Below are 17912 nucleotides of genomic sequence, written 5' to 3'. Positions count from 1 at the left end.
CGTGACGCGCGTTGCGTGATGCCTGTTGCCTGTTTCATCGGATATCGGGTTGAACCATGGGCGAATTACTTCCGTTATTGATTCAAGGGGCCTGGGTCACGCTTCAGGTGACGTTCTTCGGTTCGCTGCTGGCGATTGTCGCCGCGGTGCTGGCGGCCCTCGGGCGGTTGTCGCCCTGGCGAGCGCTGCGCTGGTTTTCGATCACCTATATCGAAGTGTTCCGTGGCACCTCGCTGCTGGTGCAATTGTTCTGGCTGTTTTTCGTGTTGCCGCTACCACCATTCAACATCGAGCTGAGCCCTTACGCCGTGGCGATTGTCGGCCTGGGCCTGCACATCGGCGCGTACGGTGCCGAAGTCATGCGCGGCGCGATCAGCTCGGTGGCCAAGGGGCAATATGAAGCCTGTACGGCACTGAATTTCAGCGGCTTCACGCGTTTCAAGCGGATCATCCTGCCCCAGGCTCTGTTGGCGGCGATCCCGCCTGGAACCAATCTGTTGATTGAGCTGCTGAAGAACACTTCACTGGTGTCGCTGATCACCCTGTCGGACCTGAGCTTCCGAGCGCGACAACTGGACCAGGCGACCTTCCAGACCCTGGAAATTTTCAGCCTGGCGCTGGTGCTGTATTTCATCCTGGCCCAGGCCATCAACTTCGGCATGCGCAAAGTCGAGCGACGGCTGAGCCGGGGCCGGATGCGTGGAGGTCTGTCATGACGCTGTTCGACTGGTCCTACGCCGCACAGATCCTGCCGGACCTGTTGCGCGCCTCCCTCAATACCGTGGGCATCACCCTGATCGGCTTCCTGATCGCGATTGTCCTGGGATTGTTTCTCGCCATCGGCCGGCGTAGTCGCAAGCTCTGGCTGTCCTGGCCGGCCACGGCGGTGATCGAGTTCATCCGCAGCACGCCGCTGCTGATCCAGGTGTATTTCCTCTATTACGTGCTGCCCAACTACGGCTTGAGCCTGACGGCCATGCAGGTCGGCATCCTCGGCATCGGTCTGCACTACGCCTGCTACATCGCCGAGGTCTATCGCAGCGGCCTCGATGCGGTGCCGCGTGCGCAGTGGGAAGCGGTGACGGCATTGAACATCGCGCCCTACAGCGCCTACCGCAACATCATCCTGCCCCAGGCGCTGCGTCCGATCGTGCCGCCGCTGGGCAATTACCTGGTGGCAATGCTCAAGGACACGCCGGTGCTGTCGGCGATCACCGTGGTGGAAATCATGCAGCAGGCCAAGAACATCGGTTCGGAAAATTTCCGCTACCTGGAACCGATCACCATGGTTGGCCTGTTTTTTCTCGCCCTGAGCCTTGCCTTGGCTTATCTGGTACGGCGCCTTGAAACGCGCATGGAGCTACGCTAATGACTTTACCTCAGTCCACGCCCACCGATTTGTCCCGGCGCAGTACGCTGGCGTCGCAGCAGGAGGCCTCGGCTATGCAAGACTCGACTCCGTCCCGGCCGATTGTGAGTTTCCAGGACGTGACCAAAAGCTACGGCAGCTTCACGGTGCTCGACCATCTGAACCTGGATGTCGCACCGGGAGAAAAGGTCGCGATCATCGGTCCCAGCGGCTCGGGCAAGTCGACGCTGCTGCGGGTGCTGATGACGCTGGAAGGCATCGACCAGGGCCAGATCCGAATCGAGGATGATTCCCTGACCCACATGCCTAACCGCAACGGCGTGCTGGTGCCGGCCAACGACCGACACATTCGCCGAGTGCGCGGCAAGATCGGCATGGTGTTCCAGAGTTTCAACCTGTTCCCCCACATGACCGCGCTGCAAAACGTGATCGAAGCGCCGGTGCAGGTGCTGGGCATGAACCCGAAAGAAGCCCGGGAGCGTGCCGCCGATTTGCTGGAACTGGTGGGGTTGGGCAGCAAGCTCGACCACTATCCTTCACAGTTGTCCGGCGGCCAGCAGCAGCGGGTGGCCATCGCCCGGGCACTGGCGATGCGGCCCAAGGTGATGCTGTTCGACGAAGTGACCTCGGCGCTTGACCCGGAGCTGTGCGGCGAGGTGCTCAACGTGATCCGCAAGCTGGGGGCCGAGCACAACCTGACGATGCTGATGGTGACTCACCAGATGGGCTTCGCCCGGGAATTCGCCGACCGGGTGTGCTTTTTCTATAAAGGGCAGATCCACGAACAAGGGACTCCTGCGCAGATCTTCGAGCATCCGCAGCAGGAGCGCACGTGCGCATTTTTGAGTGCGGTGAAAGAGGCCAACTGAACCCACTCACTGAAGTGAACACTTTTGTGGCGAGGGAGCTTGCTCCCGCTGGACTGCGCAGCAGTCCCTAATCAGCGAACGCGGTGTGCCAGGGGGACCGAGGTGAATGATTTTGGGGCTGCTGCGCAGCCCAGCGGGAGCAAGCTCCCTCGCCACAGGTTGTGTGTAAACCATGTCCCCGGACTAGGCAGGGGTGGCGGCAGCCACAAAAAAACGGGGCCATGTTTCCATGGCCCCGTTTCATTTACAGCGCAGCAATCAAGGGTACTGCTGGTAAGTCTGCCCCTGCTGCTGCGGCGCCCCCTGATATTGCTGGCCGGGGATCGCCTTGAGGTTGACCTCGACACGACGGTTCTGCGCGCGACCATTGACGTCGGCGTTGCTGGCCACCGGATTGTCCGGGCCGGCGCCACGGGCCGACAGGTTGGCGCCGCTCACGCCTTGGGATGTCAGGTAAGTCGCCACGCTCTGCGCACGACGCTGGGACAGGTCCATGTTGTGCTGGCGGCTGCCAGTGCTGTCGGTGTAGCCGACGATTTCAATCTGGTTCTGGTTGAACTCCTTGAGGGAGCCGGCCAGGTTGTTCAGCGGCTGGTAGAAGCTGGACGCGATGTTCGCCGAGTCGGTGGCGAAGGTGATGTTGCCGGGCATGATCAGTTTGATCTGATCGCCCTGGCGCTGAACCTCAACGCCGGTATTGGCCATGCTGGCGCGCAGTTTCTTTTCCTGCTGGTCGGCGTAGTAGCCGTAGCCGGCCGCCGAAGCCCCCACGACCGCAGCGCCGATCAACGCGCCCTTGCCACGGTTATCGTGACCGATGGCCGCACCGGCCAGTGCGCCGGCCAGGGCACCGAGGCCGCCGTACTTGGCGGTCTTGCTCATGCCGGAAGATTCCGTGGAGGCCTGCCCCTGATTGTCATAGGGGTTAGGCGACGCGCAGCCGGACAACAAGGCCACAGCGGTAGCGACAACGATCAAGCGACGCGAGGTGAACATGGAATGCTCCTGGTTTTCAGTCTGAAGTGCCAGGGCGTAGACAATCGACTCTGGCGGGCGTTGGAACGCGATAAAGATTAAAAATTCCACCCGCTGCGCTGCGTTTACCTAGAACTTACAATCAGGAACCGCATCGCTCAGGGTTTGCTCACCCGGCGACGATGGCAGTCGCCTGGCTCGAGTTTCCTGCCGTTGGCAGAACGCACCTCAAGCGGTGCGATCGGTTCATCATGCTCCTTATCCAGCAATACCGAGTGGGTTTCTCCGACCTCGAACAAATGCCGCTCACCCCACTGACGCATCGACACCACGATGGGAAAAACTTCGCGGCCCTTCTGCGTCAGCGCGTATTCCTTGTAGGCGCTGCCGTCGGAGGCGGGCCTGGTCTCGAACACGCCGACTTCAACCAACGCCTTGAGGCGCGAGGCGAGGATATTTTTCGCCAGCCCAAGGTTCTTCTGGAATTCGCTGAACCTGCGCACATCGTCAAAGGCGTCGCGAATGATCAGCAATGACCAGCGATCACCAATGACCTCAACCGCCCGGGCCACGGGGCACTCCTCTTTGCCCGCCAATGCCTGCTGTGTCATTTCGCTCTCCCTTGGTTGAAAAACTGGTTGCAGATTAAAACCGAAACAGCTAGAAATCAAACAACCAGTTTCAAAACAAAACCTGTTTTAACCAAGGAGGGCTCATGATCTCAGAGACGCAAGCCGCCGAAGCCGTCGCACATTCATCCCCGATTCATGCCCCCAGGTTGAGCCGCTCGTTGACGCTGCTGTTTTCCGTCACCTGCGCACTGGCCGTGGCGAACGTCTATTTCGTCCAGCCGCTGCTCGACGCCATCGCTGAAAGCCTGCAGGTCTCCCCGGGCCTGGCAGGCGTCGTGGTGACCGCGACCCAGGTGGGCTATGCCGTGGGCCTGGTGTTCATCGTTGCCCTGGGGGACTTGCTCGATCGCAAGCGCTTGATGCTGTGCCAGGCCCTGCTGTCAGCCGTGGCACTGGTTGTCGCGGGATGCGCCGGAAAGTGGCCGATGTTGTTGGGCGCGATGGTCCTGGTGGGGATGATGGCGGTGCTGGTGCAGGTCGTTGTTGCCTACACAGCCACCCTCGCCTCACCGCAACAGCGGGGGCAAGCTGTGGGCACGGTCACCAGTGGGGTGGTGCTGGGCATCCTGTTGGCCCGATTGGTATCGGGAGTCATCGCAGACCTGGCGGGCTGGCGCACCGTGTTCTTCGTTTCGGCGGGGTTGATGTTGACGCTGACCGTTGTACTCGCCATCGCCGTGCCTGCGACCCACACGCCCAGGCCCGGCGTGTCCTATCCGACGCTGATCGGCTCGCTGTTCAAACTGTTCATCACGGAACGCACCTTAAGGGTCAGGGGCGTATTGGCCTTACTGATTTTTGCCGCATTCAGCGTGTTATGGACGGCCATGGTGCTGCCACTCAGCGCCCCGCCGCTGTCGCTGTCCCATACCGAGGTCGGCTTGTTCGGCCTGGCGGGCGTGGCCGGCGCACTGGCCGCCTCAAAGGCCGGACGCTGGGCCGACCGGGGATTCGGGCAACGCACCACCGGCGTCGCCTTGGCATTGTTGACGCTGTCGTGGCTGGCCACGGCGTTCGCGCAGTTTTCATTGCTGGCCCTGATTGTCGGGGTGATTGCCCTGGATTTCGCCGTGCAGGCAGTGCACGTCACCAACCAGAGCCTTATCTTCGCCGCACGCCCTGACGCGCAAAACCGCCTGGTGGGCGCATACATGTGTTTCTACTCCGTGGGCAGCGCCTTGGGCGCTGCCGCCGCGACCCAGGTTTATGCCCAGTGGGGCTGGGTCGCGGTGTGCCTGTTGGGCGCGTCGATCAGCGCGTCGGCCCTGGTGTATTGGGCCTGGACCGAACTCATTGCTGTGCGAGGCAGCGGCTCACACCTCTGACGATCATCTCCACCTCGCGCTCGTCTATGGTCAACGGCGGCAGCAGGCGGATGGTCTTGCCCCGTGTGACGTTGATCAGCAGGCCATGGTCCCGGGCGGCACAAAGCGTCAAGTCGCGGACCGGTTGCTTGAGTTCGATACCGATCATCAATCCCTGGCCGCGAATCGCCAGCACATTCGGGTTGTCCGCCAGTTCGGTCCGCAGCCGGCTCATCAGCCGCTCGCCCTGGAGCCTGGCGTTGTCCACCAACGCTTGCTCCTCGATGATGTCCAGCACCGTGCAGCCGACCCGACAGGCCAGCGGGTTGCCACCGAACGTACTGCCATGGCTGCCGGGCGTAAACAGCTCGGCAGCCTTGCCCCGCGCCAGGCAGGCACCGATGGGCACGCCGTTGCCCAAGCCTTTGGCGAGGGTCATGACATCGGGCACGATGCCCTCGTGCTGGAAGGCGAACCACTGGCCGGTCCGACCGATACCGGTCTGGATCTCATCGAGCATCAGCAGCCAGGCCCGCCGGGTGCACAGCTCGCGCAAGGCCTGAAGATAGCCCGGCGGCGCCAGCTGTACGCCGCTTTCACCCTGGATCGGTTCCACCAGTACGGCGACGATGCGTTCCGCATGGGCCTGCTGTATTTGTTCCAATGCCGCGAGATCGCCGAACGGTACCTTGATGAAATCCCCGGGCAGCCGATTGAAACCCAACCGCACCGACGGGCCGTCACTGGCAGACATGGTGCCCAAGGTGCGCCCGTGAAACGCATTGTCCATGACCACCACCAAAGGCTGCTCGACGCCCTTGTGCCAGCCGTAGAGGCGCGCCAGTTTCAATGCGGTTTCGTTGGCCTCGGCCCCGGAATTATTGAAAAACACCCGCTCCAGCCCTGAAAGCTCGGTGAGCTTGTGCGCCAACCGCTGCTGCCAATCGATGCTGTACAGGTTGGACGTGTGCAGCAACAGGCCGGCTTGCTCGCTGATCGCCGCCACCAGCCGTGGGTGCGAGTGTCCGACGTTGGTCACCGCCACACCTGCCACCGCATCGAGGTATTCACGGCCGTCCTGATCCCACAGGCGCGTGCCCAACCCGTGGGTGAAGTTCAGCGCCAAGGGTTGGTAAGTGGTCATCAGGCAGGCAGCGGTCATGGCATCAAGCTCCATCGGGTGGTTTTTTCCAGTATGGTTAGCCACTGCTGCTGGATAAACGCTGCTTTACTTCAATCATTTAAAAGCCGAGCTTGATAATGGATCTATTCCAGGCAATGACCGTTTACGTGAAGGTGGTGGAGACCGGCAGCCTGACAGCGGCTGCCCAGGCGTGCGAAATGTCCACGACCATGGTGGGCAATCACCTCCGCGCATTGGAGCAACGCCTCGGCATGCGCCTGATCAACCGTACGACCCGGCGTCAGCGCCTGACTGAATTTGGCTCGGCTTACTACCAGCGCTGCCTGGAAGTGCTGGGGCTGGTGGCCGATTCCGAGCGCCTGGCCGAACAGACCCAGGGCGAGCCCACCGGCACCCTGCGCATCACCGCGCCGCTGACTTTCGGCACTGAATGCCTGGCGCCGGCCCTGGCCGAATTCAGCCAGCGTTACCCGCAAGTCAAGCTCGACGTGGTGCTGACCAATCAACGCCTGGACTTGCTCGACCACGGCTTCGACGTCGCCGTCCGTCTCGGCCTTCCCGACTCGAAGCTGATCGCCCGCCCCTTGATGGACTACACCCTGACTGCCTGCGCCGCCCCGGCTTACCTTGCACGACGAGGCATCCCGCAAAAACCCACCGACCTGCAACAGCACGACTGCCTGTCGTTCGCCTATCTGGCAGGCGACGAGTGGCGCTTCGCCCAGGACCAATGGCCGATCAACGGTCCGGAAGGCGAAATCAAGGTGCCGGTGAGCGGGCCGATGCTGATCAACAGTTCTGCGGGCCTGCATCGCGCGGCCCAGGCCGGCATGGGCGTGGTGATGCTGCCCGACGCGCTGGTGGCGCAGGACCTCAAGGATGGAGCGCTGATAGCACTGCTGCAGGATTATCAACTGCCCCATCGCCCGATGAGCCTGATGTATGCCCAGGATCGCTACCGTTTGCCGAAGTTGCGCAGCTTTGTCGACTTTGCGTTGGAGAAATGGGGGAAGCCTCAACTCGCAACCAATTGATGTCGCCGCAAGGGGCTGTCCACCCGCGACAGCATTGGCTTGGGACCGTACACCTGCGCCGCTAGTGGCGCCCAGCCCCATCGGCTACTCTTCATCCTTGGACGAGCATTTTGATATCAAGGCTGATTGAGGAAACAATGATGGGGGATGCCTCGAAGATCGATATGTTGCGGTTCGACTTGTCCGATCTGGACGAAGGCGTGCTGCATACCATTCTGGAACTGGTCAGCGATGGCATCTGGGACTGGAACGCCAACACCGGGTTCGTCTACCGCAACCCCGGTTGGTACACGATGCTGGGCTATCTGCCACACACGCTGGACAACACCGTGCTGACCTGGGAAAGCGTGATCCACCCCGAGGATTATCCACGGGTCATGGCCTTGTTCGACGACTACCTGGAACAACGATCCCACGGCTATCAGGCCGAATACCGCTGCCGCACGCAGGACAGTTCCTACATCTGGATCGAAGATCGCGGTTACATCATCGCCCGCAATCCTGACGGCACGGTGGCCCGCATGATCGGGGCCCATCGCAGCATCGACGACAAGAAACGCCTGTTCGAACAACTGGAGCGGCGCAACAAGTCCCTGGAAGCCATCATCGACGAACGCACCCGCGAACTGTCCCGGGTCAACCATCAGTTGCAGATCCAGCTCGACGAGAACCGCAGGCTCGCCGAGACCGACGCCTTGACCCGGGTCGCCAACCGCTATCGCCTGGAGCAAGCGCTGCCGTTGGCCTGCGAGCGCGCCCAACGCTTTCGCGAGCCCTTGTCGCTGATCGCCATGGATGTCGACGATTTCAAGGACATCAATGATCGTTACGGCCACGCTTTCGGCGACGCAGCGCTGGTGCAAGTGGTGCAGGCGGTCAAACGCTGCGAGCGCGACGGCGACTTGCTGGTGCGCTGGGGCGGTGATGAATTCATCATGATTTTGCCCAACACCACATTGGCCGACGCCAGCCTGATGGCCGAAACCATTCGCCGGAGCCTGTCCGACCTGCTACCGGTTGGCGATTTTCAGATCACCATGAGTTTTGGTGTGGTCCAGCGCTTCGAGGATGAACAACAGGCGGGATTGCTGCACCGGGCTGACCAGGCGCTGTATCGCTCCAAGCTGGCGGGCAAGAACGTCATTTGCGAATGAGCGAAACCATGCATCTTTACCTGGGCTGCGCCGGCTGGTCGCTTCCCCGCGACCAATGGCCGGCCTTCCCTGTCGAGGGAACGCATCTGCAGCGCTACAGCGCCCGTTTGCCAGCCGTGGAGATCAACAGCTCGTTCTACCGCCCCCACCGTCCCGCCACTTATGCGAAGTGGGCGGACAGCGTACCGCCGGACTTTCGGTTCTCGGTCAAGGTGCCGAAGATAATCACCCACGAACGACGACTGCTCGATTGCGAAGGGCTGGTGGATGAGTTCCTGGGACAATGCTCGCTGCTGGGAGAAAAGCTCGGCTGCCTGTTGATCCAACTACCGCCGTCTCTGGCCTTCGATGACGCGGTGGCCGGGGCGTTTTTCAGGATCTTGCGTGATCGCTATCAAGGCCATGCGGTGCTGGAGCCACGGCATCCGAGCTGGCTTGCGCCCCAGGCGTCGGCGCTGCTGCATAACCTGCGCATCGGTCGCGTCGGCGCCGATCCCTCGCCCTTGCCCGGTGGCGATCAGCCCGCAGGTTGGCCCGGCATTCGTTACTACCGGTTGCATGGCTCGCCGCGGATCTACTATTCGCCTTACGAAGACAACTGGCTGGAGCCATTCGCCAAGCGATTGAAGAGCGACCCGGACACGCCCACCTGGTGCATTTTCGACAACACCGCCAGCGGCGCCGCGACGGCCGATGCGTTGCGATTGCTGGCACTGATGCACGCCTGACGCCTGACAACGGCAACAATCGGTCACCGGCTGCCGGTCCGACCGTGACAACATCGCTCGCGTCCAATAGATTAGGCGGCCGGAAAAAAGCTCAATGCCTTTCTCGCCTCATCCAGCTAACAGAAGTAGTGAAATTTCAATGTCCGATTCCAACACCGCTGAATCCGTAGTCACCCTGTCGTCCAAAGCGGAATACGAAAACTCCATCAATCTTTCACAGCATCTGCCCCAGGCCAAGAACATCAGCGAGATGGTCCTCGATGCGTTCCAGTCGAACCGCGAAAGCGACCAGATCCGCGAACTGCGCAACGCCATCCGCCAGGCCCACGATGCGTTCGACGACGACAAGGCCTACGAACTGATGGGCCAGCTCAAACAACTCAAGGACGCCGAAGCCGCCGATTTCGCGGCGCTGGAAGACCTGGGCAGCCGCTTCCCCATCAGCCGCATCCTCTCCAGCTACAAGGACGACCCGGCCTTCCAGGAACTGGTCTATGGCCTGGCCCTGAAGGTGCTGAACCAGACCCACCAGGCCATCAGCAACCCGAGCGGCAGCAAGGGAAAAGCCTCGCGGGCCAAGAAAGAAGCCGAGGTATTCGTCATCAGCAAGGACGGCATCAGCGTCACCCTGCCCCTGCGCACACCTCGCTCCAAGCCGAACGTCGACCGCGAGGCCTTCGAGTTCCTGGGTTTCAGTTTTGCAGGCGAAGGCGAAGAAGCCGAGCTGGAAAGCGAAACCTTCCTGGACAACGACGGCACCGAACAACCCGTCACCCGCAAGAGCATCGTCACCGCCCTGCAACAAAAAACGGCCTTCGACGGCTACAGCATCGCCCAACAATAAGCCCAAGTTGACTTTTCCCCTGTGGGAGCGGGCTTGCTCGCGAATGCGCCGTGTCAGTCAACATCAACTCCACTGACCCACCGCTTTCGCGAGCAAGCCCGCTCCCACAGGAATATTAGTGAAAAAGCCCCGCTCTTCTCTCGAAGGCGGGGCTTTTTTTACAGCGTCTGGAGCTTAAGGCGCGTAAGTCAGCAACAACTCACTTGGCACCTTGAAATCCAGGGACATCATCACGCTCAGGGCGGTGATGGTGAAGATCGAGAACACGAACAGCTTGCGTGCCCAGACGGTGTCATCCACGGCCTTGTAGCCGGTCCAGGCCATGTACAGCCAGTACATGCCCATGGCGGCGGCGACGGCGAGGTAGCTCATGCCGGCGTAGCCGCTGAAAGTCAGCATCAAGGTCGCCACGAGGAAGGCCAGGATGTAGAGCAGGATGTGCTTCTTCGCCACGCGGATGCCGCGTTTGACCGGCAGTACCGGGATCGAGGCTGCCAAGTAATCGTTGAAGCGGAAGATCGCGATGGCATAGGAATGCGGCATCTGCCACAGGCTGAACATCACCAGCAGCGTCAGCGCAGCCATGTCGAAGCTGTTGCTCACCGCCACGTAGCCGATCACCGGCGGCATCGCCCCCGACAGACTGCCCACCAGCGTGCCGTGCACCGACTTGCGCTTGAGGTACAGGCTGTAGAGGCCGACGTAGATGACAAAACCGATCACCGCAAACAGCGCCGCCAGCGGGTTGGCCACCCAGTACAGCAGCGCGACACCGGCCACGCCCAGCACCGTGGCGAACGCCAGGGCCAGTTGTACCGGGATCAATCCCTGTACCAGCGCGCGGTTCTTGGTGCGCTCCATCTTGATGTCGATGTCACGGTCGATGCAGTTGTTGAACACGCAACCGGACGCCACCACCAGGGAAGTGCCGATCATGGCCGCCAGGAAGATGGCCAGATCGACATGCCCTTTCGAGGCCAGGAAAAACCCGCCTGCCACAGAAAGCACGTTACCGAAAATGATCCCCGGCTTGGTGATTTGGATAAAGTGCTTTAAGGACATCCGGACTTTCCTCAGTGCGCCATCATGTTGGTGTGGATGCTGAACATGATCCACAACGACAGGCCGACCAGCAGGACGATCACGATCGCGGCAAAGACAAACGCGACCACGTTGTTACGCTGGGCGGCGGAACGGTCCAGGTGCAGGAAGTACACCAGGTGGACCAGGACCTGGACCACAGCGAAGATCAAAACGATCCAAAGCGTCAGGCTCTTGGGCAGCGATGGGTACATCACCAGGCCGAACGGAATGACGGTCAAGATCACCGACAGGATGAAGCCGATGGCGTAGGACTTGACGCTGCCGTGGCTGGCGTCGTCGTGGCCATCATGGGAATGAGCGTTAGCCATTTACAGGGTCCCCATCAGATAAACAACGGTGAATACGCAGATCCACACCACGTCCAGGAAGTGCCAGAACAGGCTCAGGCAGCTCAGGCGCGTCTTGTTGGTAGCGGTCAGGCCGTTTTTCTGGACCTGGTACATCATGATCGCCATCCAGATCAGGCCGCTGGTCACGTGCAGGCCGTGGGTGCCGACCAGGGTGAAGAACCCGGACAGGAAGCCGCTGCGGTTAGGGCCGTAGCCTTCGGAAATCAACATGTGGAACTCGTTGATTTCCATGCCGATGAAGCCGGCACCGAACAGGAACGTCATGGCCAGCCAGCCCAGTACCTGGGTTTTCTTGCCTTTGAACAACGCCAGCATGGCGAAGCCGTAGGTGATCGAGCTGAACAGCAGCAGAGCGGTTTCGCCCAGTACGTATGGCAGCTCGAAGATGTCGTGGCCCGACGGGCCACCGGCGACGTTGTTAACCAGCACCGCGTAGGCGGCGAAGATCGACGCAAACAGAATGCAGTCGGTCATCAGGTAGAGCCAGAAACCGAATACGGTCATCTCGCCCGAGTCGTGGTGATGGTCATCGTGCCCATGGTCATGACCATGGGCGTGTCCAACATTGGTCACTAAGTTCGACATGGTTTAAGCCTGTTCCAACGAGGTTTCAACACGGGTGGCGGTGGCTGGGACTTTCCCGGCCGCTACCAGGCGTTTGTGCTGCTCGGCTTCGATGCGCTCGATGACATCCACCGGCACCATGTAGCCCTGATCGTCACGGGCGGCATGGATGGCGAAATACACCACGGTACCGACCAGACTGGCGATGGCCAGCCACCAGATATGCCAGATCATCGCGAAACCGAACACGGTCAACAGCGCGCCCATGACCACACCGGTAGCGGTGTTGTTAGGCATGTGGATCGGCTCGTACTTGGCCGGGGCCTGGTACGCGGTGCCGTTTTCCTTGGCCTCGGTGAACGGGTCGATGACGTCCGCTTTCGGCAGCACGGCAAAGTTGTAGAACGGCGGTGGCGAAGAGGTCGACCATTCCAGGGTATGGGCATTCCACGGGTCGCCGTGTTCGCACATATTCTCTGGCTTGTTGCGGTCGCGCACGCTGACGTACAACTGGATCAGCTGGCAGGCGATACCGACGGCAATCATCACCGCACCGAACATGGCGACGTACAGGTACGGCACCCACTCAGGGTTGGTGGTGGCGTTCAGGCGACGGGTCATGCCCATGAAGCCCAATACATAGAGCGGCATGAACGCGACGAAGAAGCCGGTGATCCAGAACCAGAACGCTGCCTTGCCCCAGCCTTCGTGCAGCTTGAAGCCGAACGCTTTCGGGAAGTAGAAGGCAAAGCCTGCGATGTAGCCGAATACAGCGCCGCCGATGATTACGTTATGGAAGTGCGCAATCACGAACAGGCTGTTGTGCAACACGAAGTCAGCACCCGGGATGGCCAGCAACACACCGGTCATGCCGCCGATGGCGAAGGTCACCATGAAGCCCAGGGTCCACATCACCTGACTGGTGAAACGCAGACGGCCCTGGTAGATGGTGAACAGCCAGTTGAATAGCTTTACCCCCGTCGGGATCGAAATCAGCATCGTCGCCAGGCCGAAGAAGGCGTTGACGCTGGCGCCCGAACCCATGGTGAAGAAGTGGTGCAGCCAGACCATGAAGCCCAGTACCGAGATCGCGCCGCTGGCGTAGATCATCGAGTGATGGCCGAACAGTTTCTTGCCGGAGAAGGTCGAGATGACCTCGGAGAAGATACCGAACGCCGGCAGGATCAGGATGTACACCTCAGGGTGACCCCAAGCCCAGAACAGGTTCACGTACATCATCGGATTCCCACCCAGTTCATTGGTGAAAATGTGGAAATCCATGTAGCGGTCAAGCGTCAGCAAAGCCAGGGTAGCGGTCAGGATCGGGAAGGAAGCGACGATCAGTACGTTGGCCCAGGTGCAGGTCCAGGTGAAGATCGGCATGTCCATCAGCTTCATGCCCGGGGTGCGCATTTTCACCACGGTGGCCAGGAAGTTGACCCCCGTCAGCGTTGTCCCCAATCCAGATAGCTGTAGCGCCCAGATGTAGTAATCCATCCCCACGCCCGGACTGTATTGCAGGCCCGACAGCGGCGGATAGGCAACCCAGCCGGTCTTGGCGAACTCGCCAACGCCCAGGGACAGGTTGATCAGCACCACGCCGGATACCAGCAGCCAGAAGCTCAACGAGTTCAGGAACGGGAACGCAACGTCACGCGCACCGATCTGCAGCGGCACCGCAAGGTTCATCAGGCCGGTGAAGAATGGCATCGCCATGAAGATGATCATGATCACACCGTGGGCGGTGAAGATCTGGTCATAGTGTTCAGGTGGCAGGTAGCCAGGCGAACCTTCGGTGGCCATGGCCAACTGGGTCCGCATCATGATGGCGTCGGCAAAGCCGCGCAGCAGCATGACCATGGCGACGATGATGTACATCACGCCGATTTTCTTGTGGTCGACCGACGTCAGCCACTCGGTCCACAGGTAGGTCCACTTCTTGAAGTAAGTGATACCGGCGAACAGCGCCAGGCCACCGAGTGCGATGATGGCGAGGGTCACCATGACAATCGGCTCGTGGAACGGGATCGCTTCCCAACTTAATTTACCAAACATCGTTTACTCCTCTGCCCCGGCAGCTGAATGCGAACTCATGTCCATCCCTTCCATCGCGGCCACTTCGTGCTCTTTCTTCTCGTGGTGCATAGGCTTGCCCGGCTTCATGCCTTCGTACTTATCGACGATGATCTGAAACAGGTTCGGCGTGACCGAGGAATAGAGTTCGACTGGGTTGTTCTGGCTCGGCTTGGCAAGGGCTGCGTATTCAGCCTGTTCAAGCTGTTTAGGTGCCTTTTTGACTTCACTGACCCAGGCGTCGAAATCTTCCTGAGTCGTTGCGATCGCTTTGAATTTCATACCAGTGAAACCCGCGCCGCTGTAGTTGGCGGAAATACCGTCCATTTCAGCGTTCTGGTTGGCGATCAGGTGCAACTTGGTCTGCATGCCCGCCATCGCGTAGATCTGGCCGCCCAGAGCAGGGATGAAGAACGAGTTCATCACGGCGTCCGAAGTGATCTTGAAGTTGATCGGTGTATGCGCCGGGAACACGATCTTGTTGACCGTGGCAATGCCTTGTTCCGGGTAGATGAACAGCCACTTCCAGTCCAGGGCGACCACTTCGATGGTGATCGGCTTGACGTCGGATTCCAGCGGCTTGTACGGGTCCAGCGCGTGGGTCGATTTATAGGTGACGTAACCCAGGGCGATGATGATCAGCACCGGAATGGTCCACACGGCCACTTCGATCTTGGTCGAATGCGACCACTTCGGCGTGTAGGTGGCCTTGGTGTTGGTGGCGCGGTACTTCCAGGCGAACAGGAAAGTCATGACGATAACCGGCACAACGACCAGCAACATCAGCAGCGTGGCGGTGATGATCAGGTTTCGTTCATCCAGGCCGACCTGGCCCTTGGGATCGAGCAAGGTCATGTTGCAGCCTGACAGCAGCAACGTGCCGAGCAGCGGCAACAAGCCTAGTAATCGGGGGTACCTGTTTTTACTCATCTCACGACCTCTAAAGCAGCTTGCGCAATGCAGTTGGGTTTTGATCGCCAACACTTCACCCTGCCAAGGGTTGGCATTTTCTTGGATTGAATAAGGGCTGCCCGTCGAACGTCAGACGCTGTTCAACACATCCTGGGCCAGCAGTGAGTTCTTATTCGTTGGTCAAAGGCCTAGTTCAAGCCCAATTCCATTTGGTGCGGGTAGTTGGAGGCACCGACACCTGGGGTCGCATGGGGCGCTGGCGCCCTTCAACCACTCTCGTGCTCAAGCTTGAGCCGGGTCGGAAAATCGGTGCGGGCGATTGTAGTGAGCTGAGACGCTGTAGACCATGTCTCATCCCGAAATAATTTCTCTCCAATCCGGCAATAATCCTTCGCCGCTATCACGCCAGGCCAGCATCTTATCGAAATAGATTCTCAACAAGAACCCCAAAAAACGTAGGCCTACTGCGCCCGATTTAGACAGCCTGGTGCATGCGAGATGAACTTCTTTTGCGCGCAAGCGCCCATTTTACGGGGCCTTCGCGGTTCGGCGCTTCGCTGTTAAAAATGCCTGCTACAAGTGATGCAGGTTTCTCGAAACCAGGCAATTTTTTATTACAGTAGAAGAGGTTTATTCGGCTTCAGAAAGGCTGTAGGGCGCAAGATGTGTGACAACATGTCGCACATTGTCGCAGACCGTTCTTGTCTCGGATCAAGGCCGATCCGGCCCGACACTGAAACGCAAAACGCCCCGGTCTTCAAGAAGAAAACCGGGGCGTTTCATTGTGATGTCTCAGCGTATGTTTCTGCGGTTGCGCGACACCAGCAGCGGCACCAGCACGGCAGTCAGCACGAAGGCCACCAAGGCCCATTGCGCCAGGGACAGGCCCAGGATCGGCGGGTAGGGAGTGGAGCAAAAACCATCGACCTGGAAACCCAGCGGGAAAATCTTTGCCAGCGGCAAGTCATCGACAATGGGTTGCAGCACATCGATGCCACAGCTGACCGCCGGAAAGAATTGGGTATACACGTGGTGCCCCGCCACAGCGGCACCGGCCAGGGCGCTGAGCACCACCAGGCCTTCGAAAATCGTCAGGCTGCGACGGCTGCGCATGGCCGCGCCGATGAAGGCGAACAGCGCAATCAGCAACAGGGCGTAGCGCTGCAGGATGCACAGCGGGCACGGAGCCTCACCCAGGGCCACTTGCATGTACAGCGCACCACCGATCAGCGCTAGGCAGATCACCCCCAGCAAAACCAGATAGCGCCGCTCACGGCCCAACCGCGTCATTTGCTCATTCATTGCGTTTCCCTATGTCTGCATGGATCGACGCGCAGCCTTGTGACACCCGGCGCGCTATCGGATGGCCGAAGTCTACACGCTGACCGTGACAGTGAACGAGCGGCTGCCGCCAACATTGAAGGGAATAAACAGGAGGAGGGTTAAGTGCGGATTAATGCTGGCAGTTGGACAGGGATGGACCTGCTGCCGCCATCGCGAGCAAGCTCGCTCCCACAAGGAGGCAGCGCTTGGCATCAGACTTGCGCAGATCCCTGTGGGAGCGGGCTTGCCCGCGAAAGCGGTGGATCAGTTTGCATTGAGGTTGGATGTACCGACGTCTTACTCCAGTGCCGCCGCCGGCCCGAAGAATTCGTAACGGCTCTGCTGGTCCGGGACGCCCAAGGCCTTGAGGTGACGTTTGACGGCGCCCATGAAGCCCTTCGGTCCGAGGAAGTAAGCGTCCACGTCGCGCTGTTCCGGCAGCCATTGCGCCAGTTGCTCCTGGCTCAACAGCCCTACCCTGTCAGCCGTCGGGCTCACGCCATCGTCTTCGTCGTAGCAATAGAAGCGCTTGAGCTGCGGGTGCCGCTCGGCCAGGCCGTCGATCCAGTCGCGGAAGGCATGGGCACGGCCGTTGCGCGCACAGTGGATGAAATGCACCGGCCGCTCGGTTTGCAGCGCCGCTTGCAGCATCGCCAGGGTCGGAGTGATGCCGACGCCACCACTGATCAACACCAACGGCTTGTCGCTGGCGGTGAGATAGAAGTCCCCGGACGGCGGGAACAACTGGATGCGGCTGCCGACTTCAAAATGATGATGCAGGTAGTTCGACACCCGGCCACCCGGTTCGCGCTTGACGCTGATGCGGTACTGGCCGTTGTCCGCCAGGGCCGACAGCGAATAGTTGCGGCGTACTTCCTCGCCGTCCAGCACCAGCTTCATACCGATGTACTGCCCCGGCTCGGCCACCAGGATCGGACCCTTGTCCTCCGGTTCGAAGTAGAACGAGGTGATTTCCGAGCTTTCCTGCACCTTGGCCGTCAGGATGAACTCGCGCTCACCGCGCCAGCCTCCCGGTGCCGCAGCCTTCTTGTCATACAGGCCGGTTTCGGCACCGATCAGGATATCGGCCAACTGGTTATAGGCGCCCGCCCAGGCGGCAATCACTTCGGGCGTGGCGATTTCTTCGCCCAGCACCTCGGCAATCGCCCGAAGCAGGCATGTACCGACAATCGGGTAATGCTCCGGCAGGATCTGCAAGGCGACGTGCTTGTTGACGATTTTCGCCACCAGGTCGCCCAACTGGTCCAATTGGTCAATGTGTCGCGCATACATCAATACACCGTTGGCCAAGGCGCGAGGCTGATCGCCACTGGCCTGGTGCGCTTGGTTGAACAGCGGGCGTACCTCTGGGTATTCGGACAGCATCATGCGATAGAAGTGAGTGATCAGCGCTTCCCCACCGCTTTCCAGCAATGGCACGGTGGAGCGAATGATGGCGCGTTCTTCCCGACTGAGCATAAGGGTGACTCCTGGCGTGTTAACAGATGCATAAGTCTTATCAGTTTCCATGCC

The 17912-nt window shown here is 60.2% G+C and carries 18 protein-coding genes; 8 read left to right on the top strand and 10 right to left on the bottom strand.

What is annotated here, in order from left to right; translation table 11 throughout:
- The first annotated feature begins 56 nt into the window (after positions 1 to 56).
- From ehuC to ehuA, 3 genes are all read left to right on the top strand, one after another.
- A complete protein-coding gene (gene ehuC, locus AD663_RS04245; protein ID WP_003178151.1) occupies positions 57 to 716 on the top strand; it encodes an ectoine/hydroxyectoine ABC transporter permease subunit EhuC in 660 nt (219 codons plus the stop codon).
- On the top strand, positions 713 to 1369 hold the full coding sequence (gene ehuD, locus AD663_RS04240) for an ectoine/hydroxyectoine ABC transporter permease subunit EhuD (RefSeq protein ID WP_003178148.1): 657 nt from the start codon (positions 713 to 715) through the stop codon (positions 1367 to 1369). Before ehuC ends, ehuD begins: the two co-directional genes overlap by 4 nt.
- 74 nt (positions 1370 to 1443) lie before the next feature.
- The gene (gene ehuA, locus AD663_RS04235) at positions 1444 to 2238 is read left to right on the top strand and encodes an ectoine/hydroxyectoine ABC transporter ATP-binding protein EhuA (RefSeq protein ID WP_033045918.1); all 795 of its coding nucleotides are present in this window, start codon (positions 1444 to 1446) and stop codon (positions 2236 to 2238) included.
- A gap of 258 nt (positions 2239 to 2496) precedes the next feature.
- Here the strand turns inward: ehuA and AD663_RS04230 are convergent, their stop codons facing one another.
- Positions 2497 to 3234 carry an OmpA family lipoprotein gene (locus tag AD663_RS04230; RefSeq protein ID WP_003178145.1) on the bottom strand — a complete coding sequence of 246 codons (738 nt, stop codon included), beginning with the start codon at positions 3232 to 3234 and terminating at the stop codon, positions 2497 to 2499.
- Between the two features lie 137 nt (positions 3235 to 3371).
- Positions 3372 to 3824 carry a helix-turn-helix domain-containing protein gene (locus AD663_RS04225; protein ID WP_003178143.1) on the bottom strand — a complete coding sequence of 151 codons (453 nt, stop codon included), beginning with the start codon at positions 3822 to 3824 and terminating at the stop codon, positions 3372 to 3374.
- A gap of 104 nt (positions 3825 to 3928) precedes the next feature.
- Between AD663_RS04225 and AD663_RS04220 the strand changes: the two genes are divergently transcribed.
- Positions 3929 to 5170, top strand: coding sequence for an MFS transporter (locus AD663_RS04220; RefSeq protein WP_053213330.1), 1242 nt, complete (start codon positions 3929 to 3931; stop codon positions 5168 to 5170).
- On the opposite strand, the gene AD663_RS04215 is transcribed toward AD663_RS04220, so the two are convergent.
- A complete protein-coding gene (locus tag AD663_RS04215; protein ID WP_003178139.1) occupies positions 5136 to 6311 on the bottom strand; it encodes an aspartate aminotransferase family protein in 1176 nt (391 codons plus the stop codon). The genes AD663_RS04220 and AD663_RS04215 overlap by 35 nt on opposite strands.
- A gap of 98 nt (positions 6312 to 6409) precedes the next feature.
- Between AD663_RS04215 and AD663_RS04210 the strand changes: the two genes are divergently transcribed.
- From AD663_RS04210 to AD663_RS04195, 4 genes are all read left to right on the top strand, one after another.
- A complete protein-coding gene (locus tag AD663_RS04210) occupies positions 6410 to 7327 on the top strand; it encodes a LysR family transcriptional regulator (protein ID WP_003178137.1) in 918 nt (305 codons plus the stop codon).
- A 140-nt stretch (positions 7328 to 7467) separates the two neighbouring features.
- Positions 7468 to 8481, top strand: coding sequence for a sensor domain-containing diguanylate cyclase (locus tag AD663_RS04205; protein ID WP_003178136.1), 1014 nt, complete (start codon positions 7468 to 7470; stop codon positions 8479 to 8481).
- Between the two features lie 8 nt (positions 8482 to 8489).
- Positions 8490 to 9209 (top strand): DUF72 domain-containing protein, encoded by a 720-nt coding sequence (locus AD663_RS04200; RefSeq protein WP_003178133.1) that lies wholly within the window; start codon positions 8490 to 8492, stop codon positions 9207 to 9209.
- A 139-nt stretch (positions 9210 to 9348) separates the two neighbouring features.
- Positions 9349 to 10053, top strand: a complete 705-nt coding sequence (locus AD663_RS04195) for a hypothetical protein (protein ID WP_003178132.1) — start codon at positions 9349 to 9351, stop codon at positions 10051 to 10053.
- A 174-nt stretch (positions 10054 to 10227) separates the two neighbouring features.
- Here AD663_RS04195 and cyoE read toward each other — a convergent pair whose 3' ends face one another.
- The 7 genes from cyoE to hmpA all read right to left on the bottom strand — a co-directional run bounded on the left by cyoE (position 10228) and on the right by hmpA (position 17858).
- Positions 10228 to 11115 (bottom strand): heme o synthase, encoded by an 888-nt coding sequence (cyoE, locus tag AD663_RS04190; protein WP_003178131.1) that lies wholly within the window; start codon positions 11113 to 11115, stop codon positions 10228 to 10230.
- Between the two features lie 11 nt (positions 11116 to 11126).
- The gene (gene cyoD / locus AD663_RS04185; RefSeq protein ID WP_003178128.1) at positions 11127 to 11465 is read right to left on the bottom strand and encodes a cytochrome o ubiquinol oxidase subunit IV; all 339 of its coding nucleotides are present in this window, start codon (positions 11463 to 11465) and stop codon (positions 11127 to 11129) included.
- Complete coding sequence (locus AD663_RS04180) at positions 11466 to 12092, bottom strand: cytochrome o ubiquinol oxidase subunit III (protein ID WP_003178126.1); 627 nt, start codon at positions 12090 to 12092, stop codon at positions 11466 to 11468.
- A gap of 3 nt (positions 12093 to 12095) precedes the next feature.
- A complete protein-coding gene (gene cyoB, locus AD663_RS04175) occupies positions 12096 to 14126 on the bottom strand; it encodes a cytochrome o ubiquinol oxidase subunit I (RefSeq protein ID WP_003178124.1) in 2031 nt (676 codons plus the stop codon).
- 3 nt (positions 14127 to 14129) lie between these two features.
- Positions 14130 to 15074, bottom strand: coding sequence for a ubiquinol oxidase subunit II (gene cyoA, locus AD663_RS04170; protein WP_003178122.1), 945 nt, complete (start codon positions 15072 to 15074; stop codon positions 14130 to 14132).
- A gap of 774 nt (positions 15075 to 15848) precedes the next feature.
- Positions 15849 to 16358 carry a disulfide bond formation protein B gene (locus AD663_RS04165; RefSeq protein WP_003178120.1) on the bottom strand — a complete coding sequence of 170 codons (510 nt, stop codon included), beginning with the start codon at positions 16356 to 16358 and terminating at the stop codon, positions 15849 to 15851.
- A 318-nt stretch (positions 16359 to 16676) separates the two neighbouring features.
- On the bottom strand, positions 16677 to 17858 hold the full coding sequence (gene hmpA / locus AD663_RS04160) for an NO-inducible flavohemoprotein (protein WP_003178118.1): 1182 nt from the start codon (positions 17856 to 17858) through the stop codon (positions 16677 to 16679).
- Positions 17859 to 17912: the final 54 nt, after the last annotated feature.

Source organism: Pseudomonas sp. Q12-87, from assembly GCF_001269755.1.
GTDB lineage: Bacteria > Pseudomonadota > Gammaproteobacteria > Pseudomonadales > Pseudomonadaceae > Aquipseudomonas > Aquipseudomonas fluorescens_S.
This window is presented reverse-complemented; position numbering and strand designations above follow the sequence as displayed.

What these genes read in the sequence shown, in the direction of transcription:
- AD663_RS04210 (WP_003178137.1), top strand. Translation starts at nt 6,410, where the DNA reads ATGGATCTATTCCAGGCAATGACCGTTTACGTGAAGGTGGTGGAGACC.
- AD663_RS04205 (WP_003178136.1), top strand. Translation starts at nt 7,468, where the DNA reads ATGGGGGATGCCTCGAAGATCGATATGTTGCGGTTCGACTTGTCCGAT.
- AD663_RS04220 (WP_053213330.1), top strand. Translation starts at nt 3,929, where the DNA reads ATGATCTCAGAGACGCAAGCCGCCGAAGCCGTCGCACATTCATCCCCG.
- AD663_RS04200 (WP_003178133.1), top strand. Translation starts at nt 8,490, where the DNA reads ATGCATCTTTACCTGGGCTGCGCCGGCTGGTCGCTTCCCCGCGACCAA.
- AD663_RS04195 (WP_003178132.1), top strand. Translation starts at nt 9,349, where the DNA reads ATGTCCGATTCCAACACCGCTGAATCCGTAGTCACCCTGTCGTCCAAA.
- hmpA (WP_003178118.1), bottom strand. Translation starts at nt 17,858, where the DNA reads ATGCTCAGTCGGGAAGAACGCGCCATCATTCGCTCCACCGTGCCATTG.
- AD663_RS04225 (WP_003178143.1), bottom strand. Translation starts at nt 3,824, where the DNA reads ATGACACAGCAGGCATTGGCGGGCAAAGAGGAGTGCCCCGTGGCCCGG.
- cyoD (WP_003178128.1), bottom strand. Translation starts at nt 11,465, where the DNA reads ATGGCTAACGCTCATTCCCATGATGGCCACGACGACGCCAGCCACGGC.
- AD663_RS04165 (WP_003178120.1), bottom strand. Translation starts at nt 16,358, where the DNA reads ATGAATGAGCAAATGACGCGGTTGGGCCGTGAGCGGCGCTATCTGGTT.
- cyoA (WP_003178122.1), bottom strand. Translation starts at nt 15,074, where the DNA reads ATGAGTAAAAACAGGTACCCCCGATTACTAGGCTTGTTGCCGCTGCTC.
- ehuD (WP_003178148.1), top strand. Translation starts at nt 713, where the DNA reads ATGACGCTGTTCGACTGGTCCTACGCCGCACAGATCCTGCCGGACCTG.
- ehuA (WP_033045918.1), top strand. Translation starts at nt 1,444, where the DNA reads ATGCAAGACTCGACTCCGTCCCGGCCGATTGTGAGTTTCCAGGACGTG.
- AD663_RS04230 (WP_003178145.1), bottom strand. Translation starts at nt 3,234, where the DNA reads ATGTTCACCTCGCGTCGCTTGATCGTTGTCGCTACCGCTGTGGCCTTG.
- cyoE (WP_003178131.1), bottom strand. Translation starts at nt 11,115, where the DNA reads ATGTCCTTAAAGCACTTTATCCAAATCACCAAGCCGGGGATCATTTTC.
- cyoB (WP_003178124.1), bottom strand. Translation starts at nt 14,126, where the DNA reads ATGTTTGGTAAATTAAGTTGGGAAGCGATCCCGTTCCACGAGCCGATT.
- AD663_RS04180 (WP_003178126.1), bottom strand. Translation starts at nt 12,092, where the DNA reads ATGTCGAACTTAGTGACCAATGTTGGACACGCCCATGGTCATGACCAT.
- ehuC (WP_003178151.1), top strand. Translation starts at nt 57, where the DNA reads ATGGGCGAATTACTTCCGTTATTGATTCAAGGGGCCTGGGTCACGCTT.
- AD663_RS04215 (WP_003178139.1), bottom strand. Translation starts at nt 6,311, where the DNA reads ATGACCGCTGCCTGCCTGATGACCACTTACCAACCCTTGGCGCTGAAC.